This is a genomic window from Shewanella sp. SM21 (genome assembly GCF_025654335.1).
In the GTDB taxonomy this organism is placed as follows: domain Bacteria; phylum Pseudomonadota; class Gammaproteobacteria; order Enterobacterales; family Shewanellaceae; genus Shewanella; species Shewanella oncorhynchi.
Window position 1 is genome coordinate 45,271 of record NZ_JAKKRL010000019.1, and the last position, 14,651, is coordinate 59,921.

The following is a 14,651-nucleotide window of genomic DNA, read 5'->3' on the forward strand; positions in this document are numbered from 1 at the left end:
TTTACGTATTCAACCCAATAGGTCGGTAAACATGAAACGTTTTATTGGCGTTAAACAGCTAGCGTTTTTCAGTGCACTGTTGATCGCTACTTTACTTGCGCTTTTTCCGCTAAGTCAGCATCCCGCGGTGTTTTCCTACAGCGCAGGCGTAGTGTTAGTGACCTTGATGTTTTGGAGCACAGGTTTCTTCCCGCCCTTTATGGCGGGGTTAATCTTTTTTGCCCTTGCCACCATTTTTAAACTCATTGAGCCGAGTATACTTTTCTCCGGATTCGGCTCAACTGCGGTGTGGTTAATCATTTCGGGGTTTGTGATCGGCAGTGCCATCACTCAGTCTGGCTTAAGTCGCAGAATGGCCAGTTTGATTGCCCCCATACTGACCTCAAGTTATCCACGCTTGATTGCGGGTTTGGTCTTTAGTGCCGTGCTGCTTGGCTTTGTGATGCCCTCATCCGTTGGCCGTGCTGTAGTCATGGTGCCAATTGGTATGGCGTTAGCTGAGCAAGTCGGTTTTGCTCGTGGTAGCCATGGACGGATAGGCATTGCGACCGCCTTGGCACTGGCGTGCAACATGCCCAGTTTTGCCGTGTTGCCCGCGAATATTCCCAACATGATATTGGCAGGTTCCAGTGAGAATCTATTCAATATCCATTTTGGTTATACCGAGTATCTCTTATTGCATTTTCCAATCCTTGGTTTACTCAAATCGATATTGATTGTGGCGCTAGTTATCTTCCTATTTCCTGCAAAAATTGATAAAAATCAGCCTGAACGCGTTATTGAAAAAGAAGCTTATAACCTTGGTATGCAAAAGAAAGTTGCACTGTTACTGGCGATAACTTTGCTCTTTTGGGTGACTGACTCGCTGCACGGCATCAATCCCGCTTGGGTAGGATTAACAACGGCTATCTTGTTATTGCTCCCCAAATGGGGAGTACTTGAGCCTAAGAGTTTTAATAGTTCAGTGGATTTGTCGACCGTCATTTTTGTCGCGGCGGCCTTAGGTCTGGGAGCATTGGTCAATCATTCCGGGCTCGGCACTGCGCTAGGTCAACTGTTCAGTGAATGGTTACCATTGCAGCAAGGGGCATCGTTCCTGAATTTTATGTCGTTATCGTTAATCGCGACGCTAACAGGATTAGTGGCAACGGTTCCAGGCGTGCCGACTGTGTTATCCCCCATGGCAGCAGACTTTGCCAATGCAACTGGCTTCTCCACCCCTGCGGTATTAATGACGCAGGTGATCGGGTTTTCAACCGTGATTTTTCCTTATCAGGTGGCTCCTTTGATTTTGGCGATGCAATTATCCCAAGAGCCATTAACTAAACTACTTCGCATCACCTTACCTCTAGCGGCAATAACTCTAGTTGCACTTATTCCACTGGATTATCTGTGGTGGCTATGGCTCGGTTGGATAGCCTAAACCCTCACCATTGGCGGTATTCATGCCGCCAATGGTGGATTTTAGAGCGGTTATATCAAGAACTCACAAGGCCCACGTCCAAAGCGCGATGCTCAGGTGACTGAGTAAAATTCAATTACTTGATCTTGAGTTGGTAAACACTCGTGGTGCCACTAACTTCATTGCCTATTATTAACAAAGGATTACCGTTAGGGCTTTTATCGGCACTGACAAATTTCATCCCTTCTGGTCCCAAATCACCCGCCAATGTTGCATCACCTTTGACTGCACCTGTAGCGGTATCGACAACGAAGTCAGCTTCAAAATCACGGTTCACAACATAGTCGACAAAATGCACATCAAAAGAATTAGTCACGTCATAGATCATAAAGCCAGAGGTACGTTCTAAACCAACAAAGGCATATAGTCGTTGACCAATTTGGCCTAGGGCTAAAGCTTCTGGCTCTGGCCCCTTGTCATCGCTGCGACTATCACCTTTATTTTCTTCGTTGTTATTGTTGAACTTATCCCCCAGTAGTACGGCGGTAATACGTTCAAAATCACTGCCACTGTCAAACACTTGCTGACCATCAGTATTCCAAATCGAGAATGAACGAGCACCAAAGCTCACGACTTTGTCGTAGTCGCCATCCTTATCATCATCCCCCATGCTCTTCGTTACCTTAAGACGCGCTAATTGGGTTTTATCTTTTGCGGCGGCAAATTGTGGGTGATTCGGGTCGAGCACTAAATCCCCTGCGCGGGCTTCTTCCGAAAAAGCCACATAGTCACGGGAGTCACCTTCATTCGCAGTCACAATAAAATCAGTGTTATTCCAACGGTAACTCGCTATGGTATCGGGTTGATACATGCCGTACACCCCAGTGTAGCTTTGCAGGTTCACAAGATTATCTTTGTCACTTGCATCAATTTTATTCACCTCAAGCCCGTAATCCTTGAGGCCTAGCGGTAAAATCTTGGCCACTTTAGCATTGGCGATATCAATCACGGCAATGGCATTGTTCTCTTGCAAACTGACAAATGCACGGCGGTTATCTTGGCTAATAGCGATATATTCAGGTTCTAAATCCTGCGCAACACTCGCCATTGGGCCATTAATTTTAATGTCCGCGGTGATTTCACTTGCACGTACACTACCTTGATTAAACTCATTAAAATCTATGATGGTTGCGCTTGCTGCCGGCTTACCCTCCGTAATAGCAATCAACGCAACACTGCCTTCAGGATCTAAGGTATAAGCAGGATTAGGTTCGCCTTCATTGGCCACGAGTAAAGTTTTACCGTCGTGGGTGAACACTACATTATCGGGTAAAGCACCGACTTCGACGGCGCTGATAAACTGCGGAGCATCTGTGCCATTAAGCTGATAAAAAGCCACAAAACCATTGGCTTGGGTTTTATTGCCTGCAGCGTCACCACGCTCAATGGCAGCCGCTAACAAGTTGCCTGAAATACTCACGCTGTTCACGCTACCCATAAAGGTTTGACCCACATCCTTAGCAACATCGAGTTCTGCTAATTTTTCGAGATTATTCAATGCTAAAGGATCTGTGGCGTTTAATGCAGTCGCTAATAAGCTGCCATCGATAATATCGACTTTGCCGCTAATCGCATTGACCACAAAAATACGGTTAGATGCACTGTGATATTCAACGATTTCGGCAGCACTTAAGCCATAAACGCCAGTCTGATGACGACCAATTAACTCAGCCTTTAAGCTTGCAGTTTGTTGCTGGCAAACATATTGGGTTTGCGCGACTGCAATTTCATTGTCATCCAATTTTCCATTATGGTTGGCATCTAATCCGGTATCGATACGCTGACCACTGGCGGGACAATTTGCATCACCGATAGTTAATGCGGTCACTTTAACCAGTGAATTTAAGCCGTTGTCGCCTTTATCACCTGCTGCGCCATCATCACCGCTGCAAGCACCGAGCAATAAGCTCGCCATAATGGCGGCTGCAAGCGGGAGTCGTTGTGTTTTCATCGTGTCATTCCTGAATATTTTATTTTTAGTAGGGTGAAGCTAAAGCCCACTAAATTAGTCAGCATAAAAGACACCTAGATGACAACTAACACTTTTAAATGAAGCATATTGGAGGATAACGGCTCGAGCCGCCAAGGTTATGCCTCGATTATCGAGACTTGCTACTTAGTTACAATTTAATCGGTAAAATACGGTAAAGAAATCATCGCAAAGATTGGTTTATTTGTCCTAGCGCTTTACTATGCTATTGCTTAATGCCTTACCGTGAAAATTGATCGAAGCACAATTCACTTTTCCCCAAACACTGCCAATTAGCGCAAGATGCTGGCTAAAAATGGACGGATTAGAGTGAATTGTCCTAGTACAATTTAAACCACGCCGCATAACCCTGAGAAATACGCTTTCAATTCTTTCGCCACCCGAGGTAACAGTGGACCCACAATCACAACCTTCTGCCCATAACGGTAGACGTATACCGAATTTAGCACTGCTTATTCCCATGCTAGCGGCGATTGTCGCGATCACACCATTGGCCATCGACATGTACTTACCTGCGATGTCGACATTGGCCCTTAGTTTTCATACCGATATCACAACAGTGCAACAGTCCCTGAGTATCTACTTAGCAGGTTATGCACTGGGCATGTTGTGTTTCGGTCCCTTAGCTGACCGCATTGGCCGTCGCCCTATGGTGATAATGGGGCTGAGTGGCTTTATGCTAACCAGTTTACTGATTGGGTTTGCTGGTCAAGTCGAAGTCTTTCTTGGGCTACGCTTTTTGCAGGCTTTTATCGGCGCAGCAGCGACTGTGGTGGTACCGGGATACATCAAAGAAGTCTATGGCGACAATACCGCCAAAGGTATGTCTTACGTGAGTTTAATCATGATGTTAGCGCCATTATTGGCCCCTAGTATTGGCAGCGTTATCTTAGAACTCGGTGATTGGCATTTAATCTTCTTCATTCAATCTGCCTATGCCGCGACCCTGTTATTACTCGTGCTGTTTGCGCTAAAAATGCCCAGCGATAAAGATATGGATACCCGCAGCCAAAAATCATTTCTTGGTGCCTATGCGACCGTATTTTCCCGACCTGGCGTTAAGTTGAACATTGCCAGCGGCGTGTTAACGTCTTTTGCGTTTTTCTGTTATCTCACCGCATCACCCTTCGTTTATATGGAAGTCTTTGCCTTAGATAAATCCTATTTTGCCATCTTGTTTAGCACCAACGTTGGCGCCTTGATGTTGGCCAATATCATTAATACTCGCATTGTCGGCCGCTATGGTTCGCTGCGTATGTTGCACGTATCGACCTTTTTTGGCGCTATTGCGGGGGCTGGTTTATTAACGGTCAACCTACTGGATATGAGCTATCATTTTACCGTGATCATGCTTATTCCTTTGATGGGCAGCCTAGGGGTGATGTCGGTCAACGCCGATGCGATAGTGCTGATGAAGTTCAAACAAGAAACCGGAACGGCAACGGCGGTTATTGGCACCTTAAGATTTGGCTGTGGCGCGTTAGCGGGGCCATTATTAGCGGTGTTCTATGATGGCACAGCAGTGCCCTTCTCCGCCCTTATGTTAGGCTCTATTGTGTTAGTCGGTATTTGCCAATTCAATCGTCCAAAACATCAAACGCAGCCGACGGTTTAAGGATTTATTTTTAAGGGTCTATTTTTAAGAAATCATGGATGCCAATGCCTCATCTACAACACATGTTTGATCGCGTGAAAACAGCGCATTGGCTTTCACTAAATATAGCAAATAAGTAATATTTAATCGCAATAGTTAAGTATCTGCTTATCTAACGTCCCACACCAAAACGGCACTTTTAGTGCCGTTTTTGCTTTTTAAGCATCTAACAATCTGAAAAATATAAGATAAGTCCATAAATCAGCCTAGATTACTTGGCGATTCCAGCAAGTTCTCCAGCCATTCAAACGTGAAATTGTTTCAAGTTGGTTATTTTTTACATAAAAGGCTTGAAATGTTGTTTTTTTTGAATATGATGAAATTCTGTTCATTGCAACAGTTGCTGCATCCTAAGGATGAATCACTTGTCTTCTACGAAGTCAGTTCAGCATTACGGAGCCTGAATTACCCTTCAGGCTTAATTTTTAGAGCGATTACCGTCGCTGTAACAAAATACTGTTTACCGTAACGGTACTATGCAATAGGAGTTCCACATGGAGATGTTATCCGGCGCCAGCATGATAGTGCGTTCTTTGATTGATGAAGGCGTAAAACACATTTTTGGCTATCCTGGCGGTTCAGTTTTAGATATCTACGATGCCCTGCACGTTATCCCAGGTATTGAACACATACTCGTTCGCCACGAACAAGCTGCCGTGCACATGGCCGATGGCTACGCCCGTGCAACGGGTAAAGTGGGCGTGGTATTAGTCACCTCAGGACCCGGTGCCACCAACGCGATTACCGGTATTGCCACCGCCTACATGGACTCTATTCCCCTCGTAGTATTATCGGGTCAAGTACCGAGCAACCTTATCGGTAATGATGCTTTCCAAGAATGCGATATGATCGGTATCTCTCGTCCTGTGGTCAAACACAGCTTTTTAGTTAAAGATCCCACTCAAATCCCTGAAACGATAAAAAAAGCCTTTTATATTGCCTCTACCGGCCGTCCTGGGCCTGTGGTCGTCGACCTGCCAAAAGATTGCTTAAACCCAGCGCTGCTGCACGAATATATTTATCCCGAAAGCGTGAAAATGCGCTCATACAACCCGACAACCTCGGGGCATAAAGGACAGATCCGTCGTGGACTACAGGCACTATTAGCGGCTAAAAAGCCTGTGCTCTATGTCGGTGGCGGCGCCATTATCTCAGGTTGTGATAAGCAAATTTTACAATTAGCTGAGAGATTAAATATTCCCGTCGTCAGCACACTCATGGGACTCGGGGCTTTTCCAAGTACCCACAAAAACAGCCTAGGCATGCTAGGGATGCACGGTCGCTACGAAGCCAACATGACTATGCATAACTGCGATTTGATCTTCGGTATTGGTGTGCGCTTCGACGATAGAACCACGAATAATGTGGAAAAATATTGCCCGAACGCGACCATTTTGCACATAGATATCGATCCCTCGTCTATTTCAAAAACTATCCACGTCGACATTCCCATCGTAGGGTCGGCCGACAGTATTTTAGACAGCATGTTGACACTGTTAGATGAATCGAACGAGCACAATGACAACGATGCCATCGCCACTTGGTGGAATGATATTGAGCAATGGCGCAGCCGCGATTGTCTGGCCTATGACAAAAACAGTGGTCGCATCAAACCACAGCAAGTGATTGAAACCTTGTATAAGCTAACCAATGGCGATGCCTATGTCGCCTCTGATGTTGGCCAGCACCAGATGTTTGCCGCCTTGTACTATCCGTTCGATAAGCCGCGCCGCTGGATCAACTCAGGGGGTCTAGGCACCATGGGGTTTGGCCTACCCGCCGCGATGGGGGTTAAAATGGCGATGCCTGATGCCACGGTTGTCTGTGTCACGGGTGATGGTTCAATCCAGATGAACATTCAAGAGCTTTCGACCGCGCTGCAATATGATACGCCGGTTAAAATTATCAACTTAAACAATCGTTTCCTTGGCATGGTTAAACAATGGCAGGACATGATTTACTCTGGCCGTCACTCACATTCCTATATGGATTCAGTACCTAATTTTGCCAAAATTGCCGAGGCCTATGGCCATGTAGGTATGACTATCAGCGATCCCGCCGAACTTGAGTCAAAAATGGCAGAAGCACTAGCGATGAAAGACAGGCTGGTCTTTATCGACATCATGGTGGATGAAACTGAGCACGTGTACCCCATGTTGATCCGTGGTGGTGCGATGAATGAAATGTGGCTGACCAAGACGGAGAAATGCTAATGCGTCGAATTATATCTGTATTATTAGAAAACCAATCCGGCGCCTTGTCTCGTGTGGTCGGTTTGTTTTCACAGCGCGGTTATAACATTGAAAGTTTAACGGTGGCGCCAACGGACGATATCACACTGTCGCGGCTTAACATTACGGTCGTTGCCGATGAAATGGTGTTAGAGCAGATAGAGAAGCAGCTACATAAACTCATCGATGTGTTAAAAGTTTCGAATATTACCGAGTCTGCTTATATTGAACGCGAATTAGCCCTTATTAAGGTCCGCGCCCAAGGCGAGTTTAGGGAAGAAGTTAAACGGATGGCGGACATTTTCCGCGGCCAAATTGTCGATGTCACCGCCAATTTATATACCATCCAAATGGTCGGCACATCAGAGAAACTCGATGCGTTTATCCATGCGCTAGGTGAAGTGACTAAATTGGTCGAAGTCTCTCGCTCCGGCGTGGTGGGTTTGGCTCGCGGCGAAAAGGCCATGAAAGCGTAACTTTCTCACGGAAATCTCGTGGACATTTTTTTGCGTAAACACAAAAACATCAAGGGGAGCATTATGCTCCCCTTGTTTTTAGGTGGTTACCGCAGTGTCAATTATGACTGGCTGTCTAGCAAGCGCGATGAAGTGATCTCGATTTTGCGTGGTTTCAATGCTTCAGGGATTTCACGCACTAAATCAATATTGAGTAAGCCATTTTCTAAACTTGCGCCGAGCACAGTGACATAGTCTGCCAGTTGGAAAGTGCGCTCAAAACCGCGTTCCGCTATGCCTTGGTACAAGTATTTACGCTCGGTTTGGCTTTCAGCTTTGTTGCCTTTCACCAGTAATTTCTCACCTTCACTGCTGATCTCAAGTTCATTCATTGAGAATCCGGCCACGGCCATAGTAATGCGATAGCGATTTTCGCCTAATAATTCAATGTTATATGGGGGATAGCCAGTATTACCATTATTAGCGGCGGCATGTTCTGCCAGCTGAGCTAAACGGTCAAAACCAATGGCACTACGGTACAGGGGAGCTAGATCATAATTACGCATATTCATATCCTTGTCTCAAGCAATATGGAGAATTGGCGGACGGTTTTCACGATGAAAACGCTTGTAGAGTCTGCCGAGTTAAATCTTCTGTCCTTACGGCACAGAATTCACACTAGGATCCTCATCGAGCGATCCTGAAATAGATATAAGGACGGGAGAGAAAATTTCAAGCAAGAAAATTAAAAAAATGTGCAAAATTTAAAAAGACTAATAAAAACAAAATTTTATTAAGTTTTAACACTTTGAATTGACGTATGATTTGTATAAAGGGATTAGCGTCATTGCAATATGGAAATCTATATTCACTAAATTGCAGCCAATAAAAAAGGAGCCTAGGCTCCTTTTTCAGTCTTAGCATCGAATTAACGAGTGCGTGGACACAATTCTTCAGCGCTGAAGAAGTAAGCAATTTCACGAGCAGCAGATTCAACAGCATCTGAACCGTGAGCCGCGTTTTCGTCAATGCTTTCTGCGAAATCAGCACGGATAGTACCAGGAGCTGCTTGAGCTGGATTAGTTGCACCTAAAATTTCACGGTGAGCTAAAACAGCGTTTTCGCCTTCTAATACTTGGACCATGATAGGACCAGAAGTCATAAATGCAACCAGAGCACCGAAGAAACCGCGCTCGCTATGCTCTGCATAGAAACCTTCAGCTTGTTCTTTGGTCAGGTGTAACATTTTAGCTGCAACGATCTTAAGACCAGCAGTTTCAAAACGATTGTAGATAGCACCGATGTGGTTTTTTGCAACAGCATCTGGCTTGATAATAGAAAATGTGCGTTCGATCGCCATAACTAGCTTCCTTTGTCAGCAAGTTTAAAAAATTCGCGCGGATTATACGAAATTTAAAAGCTAAATCCTATCTTTATAGCAAATTAGTCTGAGATATTGCGCACATTCGCTTTATTCGTAATCAGTTTGATCACACAAAATACCCCGCTAGGAGGATAAATCCTTAGCAGGGTTCATTAACTCATTAAAAAATGGGATTATTTTCTATTTTTTGCCCAAATACCAGCCCATGCAATCAAAGCGACTAAAATGACTGCGGGTGTAAGATCTAACAAGTGATGGAATAAACCGACACCGCCATGACCTGGATGAGCCCAAGCCATTGAAGGGACAAGCATACATAACAATACAAGCAAAAGTTTCATGTGAACATCCTTGCAGTTGCGATAATAAAGTTAAGCCATATAAATGCCTTAACCAATATACAACAAATTACGATATCCACTGAAAATGAACTTGACTGTGATCAAACTCTCGCGAAATATTCTCTGCGCCACTGCAAATACGTGAGGTAAATCACCTTAGTTAATCTTCTGAAGGACAAGATGCCTCACATAAAAAGCCGTACCACAACTGTGCTCACTACTTTTCATCAATCCAACACTGCTGAATTGCTTCCAGTATTTTTTCATTGCAATGCTTAGGATCATCTGCAAAATCATTCAAAGCTAACACCCACTCATACAGTTGGGTGAAATGCAGCTGAGTGGGATTCACCTCTGGGTGTGCTTCGAGTAATTCCAACGCAATATCTAACGAATCTATCCAAGTTAATGTCATCGTTTTCCCCTATTCGGTTCGCTTGAATGGGTAAGCTAGTGCTTAACGCCGTTACCCATAAGGAGGTGAATCAAGTGTTGATATTCCGTAGTCAATACTCGACACCAAGGGGGCTAACCCTGTGCTTGCGTCACCTTTTTTACTTTAATCGCATTTTTTTCAACAAAATCAATAATAGCACCCGCCACATCTTTCGTGGTGGCGCCTTCAATCCCCTCAAGCCCTGGTGAAGAGTTCACTTCCATGATCACAGGGCCATGGTTTGAGCGTAACAAATCAACCCCTGCCACATTTAATCCCATCGTCTTCGCCGCACGAATAGCTACAGAGCGCTCTTCAGGAGTTAGTTTGACTAAACTCGCCGTGCCACCACGGTGCAAATTAGAGCGAAACTCACCGGGCATAGCTTGACGTTTCATGGCGGCAATCACTTTATCGCCGAGCACAAAGCAGCGAATATCTGCGCCATTAGCTTCTTTAATATATTCCTGCACCATGATGTTGGCTTTAAGGCCCATAAAGGCTTCAATCACGCTCTCAGCCGCTTTGCGGGTCTCGGCTAATACCACGCCAATGCCTTGGGTGCCTTCGAGTAATTTAATCACCAGAGGCGCGCCACCCACCATATCAATTAAGTCTGGAATATCACTCGGTTTATTGGCAAAACCGGTAATAGGCAAACCAATACCGCGGCGTGACATCAACTGCATAGAACGCAATTTGTCCCGTGAGCGGGAAATTCCAACTGAATCATTTAAGGCATAGACGCCCATCATCTCAAATTGGCGCAACACCGCCGAACCATAAAAGGTAATCGACGCCCCAATACGGGGGATCACGGCATCAAATGCAGGTAACTCTCGCCCGCCAATGTGGATACTCGATTGCCGCATATTGATATTCATATAACATTCAAGGGGATTGATTACGTGTACTTCATGACCACGTAATTGAGCCGCTTCAACGAGTCGCTTCGTTGAATATAACTCTGGCCCTTGCGATAAAATCGCTATTCTCATTTGGTCTCCGGCAACCATTAATTTTGAGCGCATAATACGCCTGCGCAAGGATAAATCAAACAACTAGAGGCATAGACAAGATTAGTTGTACAAATGCTCAACGCCAAAAGCAAAAAACCAGTCACGTGGACTGGTTTTAATCATTATCGAAGCAATATTAATTGCCTTCGCTAACCATGTTAACCGTGTATTTAGGGATCTCAATCACCATGTCAGTGTCGACCACTTTAGCCTGACAAGATAGACGGCTTTCGGGCTCGAGTCCCCAAGCTTTATCTAACATGTCATCTTCTAGCTCATCACTTGGCTCAAGATCATTAAAGCCTTCACGCACGATACAGTGACACGTCGTGCAAGCACAGGACTTTTCACAGGCATGCTCGATATTGATGCCATTACGCAGCGCAACATCGAGAATGGTCTCACCAACATTCGCCTCAAGCACAGCGCCATCAGGGCACAACTCGGCATGGGGAAGAAAGACTAATTGGGGCATTACATCACCTATATGTTGTCGATCGACTGGCCTTTGAATGCCACTCGAATAGAATTGTCCATACGTCTGGCAGCAAAATCTTGGGTTTGCTCATCCAGTTTTTCAATCGCGAGTTTAATCGCATCGGCATCATCGCCCGTAGCCACTTGCGCCACATTGGCCATAGTAGCATCGATCTGAGCACGCTCATCGGCATTCAGCAAATCACCATCCTTCGCTAACGCGGCATGTAAAGACTCGAGTACCCTCGCCGCCTCCACTTGCTGCTCAGCCAGCATACGACGACCGATATCGTCTTTGGCATACTTCATCGAATCTTTCAGCATAGTGGCAATTTCAGTATCCGATAAACCAAAAGACGGCTTAACTTGAATACTAGACTGCACGCCGGTGGACTTCTCCATCGCCGTCACGCTAAGTAAACCATCGGCATCCACTTGAAAGGTCACCCGAATGTGCGCAGCGCCAGCGGCTAACGGCGGAATACCCTTTAAGGTAAAACGCGCCAGTGAGCGGCAATCGGCAACGAGCTCACGCTCACCCTGCACCACATGGAATGCCATGGCCGTTTGACCATCTTTAAACGTGGTAAATTCCTGCGCCCGTGCAACCGGAATCGTGGTATTACGCGATACCACTTTTTCAACTAAGCCACCCATAGTCTCTATGCCTAATGACAAAGGGATCACATCGAGCAATAACAAATCCGATTCGGGTTTGTTACCCACTAAAATGTCGGCTTGAATGGCCGCACCAATGGCGACAACACGATCGGGATCGATAGACGTCAGGGGTGGTTTACCGAAGAAAGCTTCGACCTGTTCACGTACTAATGGCACGCGCGTTGAACCGCCAACCATCACAGTTTCAAGCACTTCATCCGTCGTCACACCCGCATCACGCAGGGTACGACGACAGCTGGCAATCGTCTTTTTCACTAATGCCGCAATCATGGCATCAAATTCAGCTTTAGTAACGATTTGCGTCAGTTCAGTACCATCGGCAAGGATCACTTTTGCTTCAGTTTCTGCAGCATCCGTTAAGGCTTCTTTAACTCGACGCGATTCAATCAACAACTGACGGCTTAATTGTGAGTCGATGTCACTAAGCTGCCACACTTGCTGCATATGTGCTTGCAGTAAGTGATCGAAATCATCACCGCCAAGCGCTGAATCGCCACCAGTAGCAAGCACTTCGAATACACCGCGATTCAAACGCAAAATAGAAATATCGAAAGTACCGCCGCCTAAATCATAGATGGCAATCACGCCCTCTTGCTTAGAATCTAAACCATAGGCAATCGCAGCAGCAGTCGGTTCATTCAACAAACGTAGCACTTTAACACCCAGCAAAGCTGCGGCATCTTTTGTGCCTTGGCGCTGGGCATCATCGAAATACGCAGGCACAGTGATCACCACGCCTTGCAGTTCGCCGCCTAAGGTTTTTTCAGCGCGGGCGATCAGCGGACGTAAAATCTCCGCAGATACTTGCACGGGATTCACTTGGCCTTGGGGAGTCACAAATAAAGGTAAACCGTTTTCGCTTTCGGCAAACTCGTAGGGTAATGATTGCTCGCCAGCTTGAATATCCGCTAGGCTGCGGCCCATAAAACGCTTTACCGAAACGATCGTGTTTTGCGGATCCTGCGCCGAACTCAACGCCGCAAGTGCGCCGACTTCGACTGAATCTTGGGTATAACGCACGATAGAAGGTAATGAATGCTGTCCAAGTTCGTCCGGCAGGGTTGCCGTCTCTCCACTTCGAACGGCCGCCACCAAAGAATTGGTCGTACCTAAATCGATGCCAACGGCAAGTCTATGTTGGTGCGGCGCGGCACTTTGACCGGGCTCAGCTATCTGCAAAAGGGCCATATATATCCAACTTAGTAATGCCAACTCAAGCGTACTTGAGTCAGCAAAGTAACATAAACACGGAAAATCAATCTAACAGAGCGTCTTCGACTCTGGTCAACTCGTCGTGTAATTTTGCCATAAATTTGAGTTTGCGAACTTGATCTGCCGCTAACAATGCATCTTCAGCCTGCTCACTGGTTAACAGTTGAGTCAATTGCTGAGTGAGTTGCGCGCGGTACTCTGCAAACGATTGATATAGCTCGTCAATACTCGCTTGAGGATCGGCACTATCGCGTATATCTTCCAACGCCTCGCGCCATTCCATTTGCTGCATCAAGAAGCCGGTATCTTTCACTGTCGTGGTTTCATGGCTTAATTCAATTCCACGCAGCGACAACATATGCTCAGCGCGGCGAATGGGATCTTTTAAGGTTTGAAAACCATCATTGACTTGCGCCGTGCGCTGCACCGACAGCAATTTTTGCTGATCAGTATCATTGGCAAATTTATCGGGATGAACCGCCCGTTGCAGTTCGCGATAGCGTTCTGCAAGTAAGGCGGTATCAATATCGAAGGCAGGGGAAAATTTAAACAGCTCGAAATAATTCATGCGTCAACTTTAGCGGTTAAACAGTGAAACTCTCACCACAACCACACTCACCTTTTGCGTTAGGATTATTAAATTGGAAGCCTTCATTCAGCCCTTCTTTAACAAAATCCAGCTCGATCCCTTGAAGATAGATAAGGCTCTTGGCATCTATGATGATTTTCACATCTTCGATATCAAACACTTCATCGTCATCATTTAAAGAATCAACGAACTCAAGTACATAAGCCATACCAGAACAGCCTGATGTTCTTAAGCCGAGACGCAGGCCTACACCTTTGCCTCGGTTGACTAAGAAAGATCTGACACGATCGGCTGCCGCTGGGGTCATTGTAATCGCCATCTTAACTCCAGATGTTACTTAGCTTGTTTCGATTTGTACTCGTCGATAGCAGCTTTAATGGCATCTTCAGCCAAAATTGAACAGTGGATCTTCACTGGTGGCAATGCCAATTCTTCAGCGATATCCGTGTTTTTGATCGCCGCAGCTTGTTCGATAGTCTTGCCTTTAACCCACTCAGTTACCAGTGAGCTAGACGCAATCGCGCTACCACAACCGTAGGTTTTGAACTTAGCGTCTTGAATGATGCCATCAGCACCAATTTTCAACTGAAGTTTCATCACGTCACCGCAAGCAGGTGCGCCTACCATACCGGTCACGACCGAAGGATCGTTTTTATCAAAAGAACCAACGTTACGTGGATTCTCATAATGATCTATCACTTTTTCACTGTAAGCCATGGT

General features: G+C 45.8%; 15 protein-coding genes. 4 read left to right on the forward strand and 11 right to left on the reverse strand.

The features are described 5' to 3' along the window. Nucleotides 1–31: 31 nt before the first annotated feature. Entirely contained in the window at nt 32–1,423 is a 1,392-nt protein-coding gene (locus L5L94_RS19970; protein WP_263164771.1) for an SLC13 family permease, read from the forward strand. Nucleotides 1,424–1,538: 115 nt separating this feature from the next. On the opposite strand, the gene L5L94_RS19975 is transcribed toward L5L94_RS19970, so the two are convergent. Then, complete coding sequence (locus L5L94_RS19975; protein WP_263164773.1) at nt 1,539–3,413, reverse strand: choice-of-anchor I family protein; 1,875 nt, start codon at nt 3,411–3,413, stop codon at nt 1,539–1,541. Between the two features lie 430 nt (nt 3,414–3,843). Between L5L94_RS19975 and L5L94_RS19980 the strand changes: the two genes are divergently transcribed. The 3 genes from L5L94_RS19980 (at nt 3,844) to ilvN (ending at nt 7,813) form a co-directional block, all read left to right on the forward strand. Continuing rightward, nucleotides 3,844–5,067 (forward strand): multidrug effflux MFS transporter, encoded by a 1,224-nt coding sequence (locus L5L94_RS19980; protein WP_263164775.1) that lies wholly within the window; start codon nt 3,844–3,846, stop codon nt 5,065–5,067. Nucleotides 5,068–5,600: 533 nt separating this feature from the next. Continuing rightward, nucleotides 5,601–7,319: an acetolactate synthase 3 large subunit gene (locus L5L94_RS19985; protein ID WP_263164776.1), complete on the forward strand. Its 1,719-nt coding sequence runs from the start codon at nt 5,601–5,603 to the stop codon at nt 7,317–7,319. Continuing rightward, nucleotides 7,319–7,813, forward strand: coding sequence for an acetolactate synthase small subunit (ilvN, locus tag L5L94_RS19990; protein WP_028759823.1), 495 nt, complete (start codon nt 7,319–7,321; stop codon nt 7,811–7,813). The genes L5L94_RS19985 and ilvN overlap by 1 nt, the downstream gene beginning before the upstream one ends. Nucleotides 7,814–7,914: 101 nt before the next feature. Here ilvN and L5L94_RS19995 read toward each other — a convergent pair whose 3' ends face one another. The 10 genes from L5L94_RS19995 to iscU all read right to left on the reverse strand — a co-directional run bounded on the left by L5L94_RS19995 (nt 7,915) and on the right by iscU (nt 14,648). Continuing rightward, on the reverse strand, nt 7,915–8,358 hold the full coding sequence (locus L5L94_RS19995; protein ID WP_028759822.1) for an Hsp20 family protein: 444 nt from the start codon (nt 8,356–8,358) through the stop codon (nt 7,915–7,917). Nucleotides 8,359–8,720: 362 nt separating this feature from the next. After that, nucleotides 8,721–9,152, reverse strand: coding sequence for a nucleoside-diphosphate kinase (ndk, locus tag L5L94_RS20000; RefSeq protein ID WP_011789197.1), 432 nt, complete (start codon nt 9,150–9,152; stop codon nt 8,721–8,723). Nucleotides 9,153–9,349: 197 nt separating this feature from the next. Continuing rightward, nucleotides 9,350–9,517 carry a hypothetical protein gene (locus L5L94_RS20005; protein ID WP_263164777.1) on the reverse strand — a complete coding sequence of 56 codons (168 nt, stop codon included), beginning with the start codon at nt 9,515–9,517 and terminating at the stop codon, nt 9,350–9,352. A gap of 217 nt (nt 9,518–9,734) precedes the next feature. After that, a complete protein-coding gene (iscX, locus tag L5L94_RS20010; RefSeq protein WP_028759821.1) occupies nt 9,735–9,932 on the reverse strand; it encodes a Fe-S cluster assembly protein IscX in 198 nt (65 codons plus the stop codon). A gap of 113 nt (nt 9,933–10,045) precedes the next feature. Next, nucleotides 10,046–10,951: a 30S ribosomal protein S6--L-glutamate ligase gene (gene rimK, locus L5L94_RS20015; RefSeq protein WP_006081851.1), complete on the reverse strand. Its 906-nt coding sequence runs from the start codon at nt 10,949–10,951 to the stop codon at nt 10,046–10,048. 157 nt (nt 10,952–11,108) lie between these two features. Beyond that, nucleotides 11,109–11,447, reverse strand: a complete 339-nt coding sequence (fdx, locus tag L5L94_RS20020) for an ISC system 2Fe-2S type ferredoxin (protein ID WP_006081852.1) — start codon at nt 11,445–11,447, stop codon at nt 11,109–11,111. Between the two features lie 8 nt (nt 11,448–11,455). Continuing rightward, on the reverse strand, nt 11,456–13,318 hold the full coding sequence (hscA, locus tag L5L94_RS20025) for a Fe-S protein assembly chaperone HscA (RefSeq protein ID WP_263164779.1): 1,863 nt from the start codon (nt 13,316–13,318) through the stop codon (nt 11,456–11,458). A 67-nt stretch (nt 13,319–13,385) separates the two neighbouring features. Then, a complete protein-coding gene (gene hscB / locus L5L94_RS20030; RefSeq protein WP_263164781.1) occupies nt 13,386–13,910 on the reverse strand; it encodes a co-chaperone HscB in 525 nt (174 codons plus the stop codon). 16 nt (nt 13,911–13,926) lie between these two features. Further along, nucleotides 13,927–14,250 carry an iron-sulfur cluster assembly protein IscA gene (iscA, locus tag L5L94_RS20035; protein WP_006081855.1) on the reverse strand — a complete coding sequence of 108 codons (324 nt, stop codon included), beginning with the start codon at nt 14,248–14,250 and terminating at the stop codon, nt 13,927–13,929. A gap of 14 nt (nt 14,251–14,264) precedes the next feature. Beyond that, nucleotides 14,265–14,648 (reverse strand): Fe-S cluster assembly scaffold IscU, encoded by a 384-nt coding sequence (gene iscU, locus L5L94_RS20040; protein ID WP_006081856.1) that lies wholly within the window; start codon nt 14,646–14,648, stop codon nt 14,265–14,267. Nucleotides 14,649–14,651 lie beyond the last annotated feature (3 nt).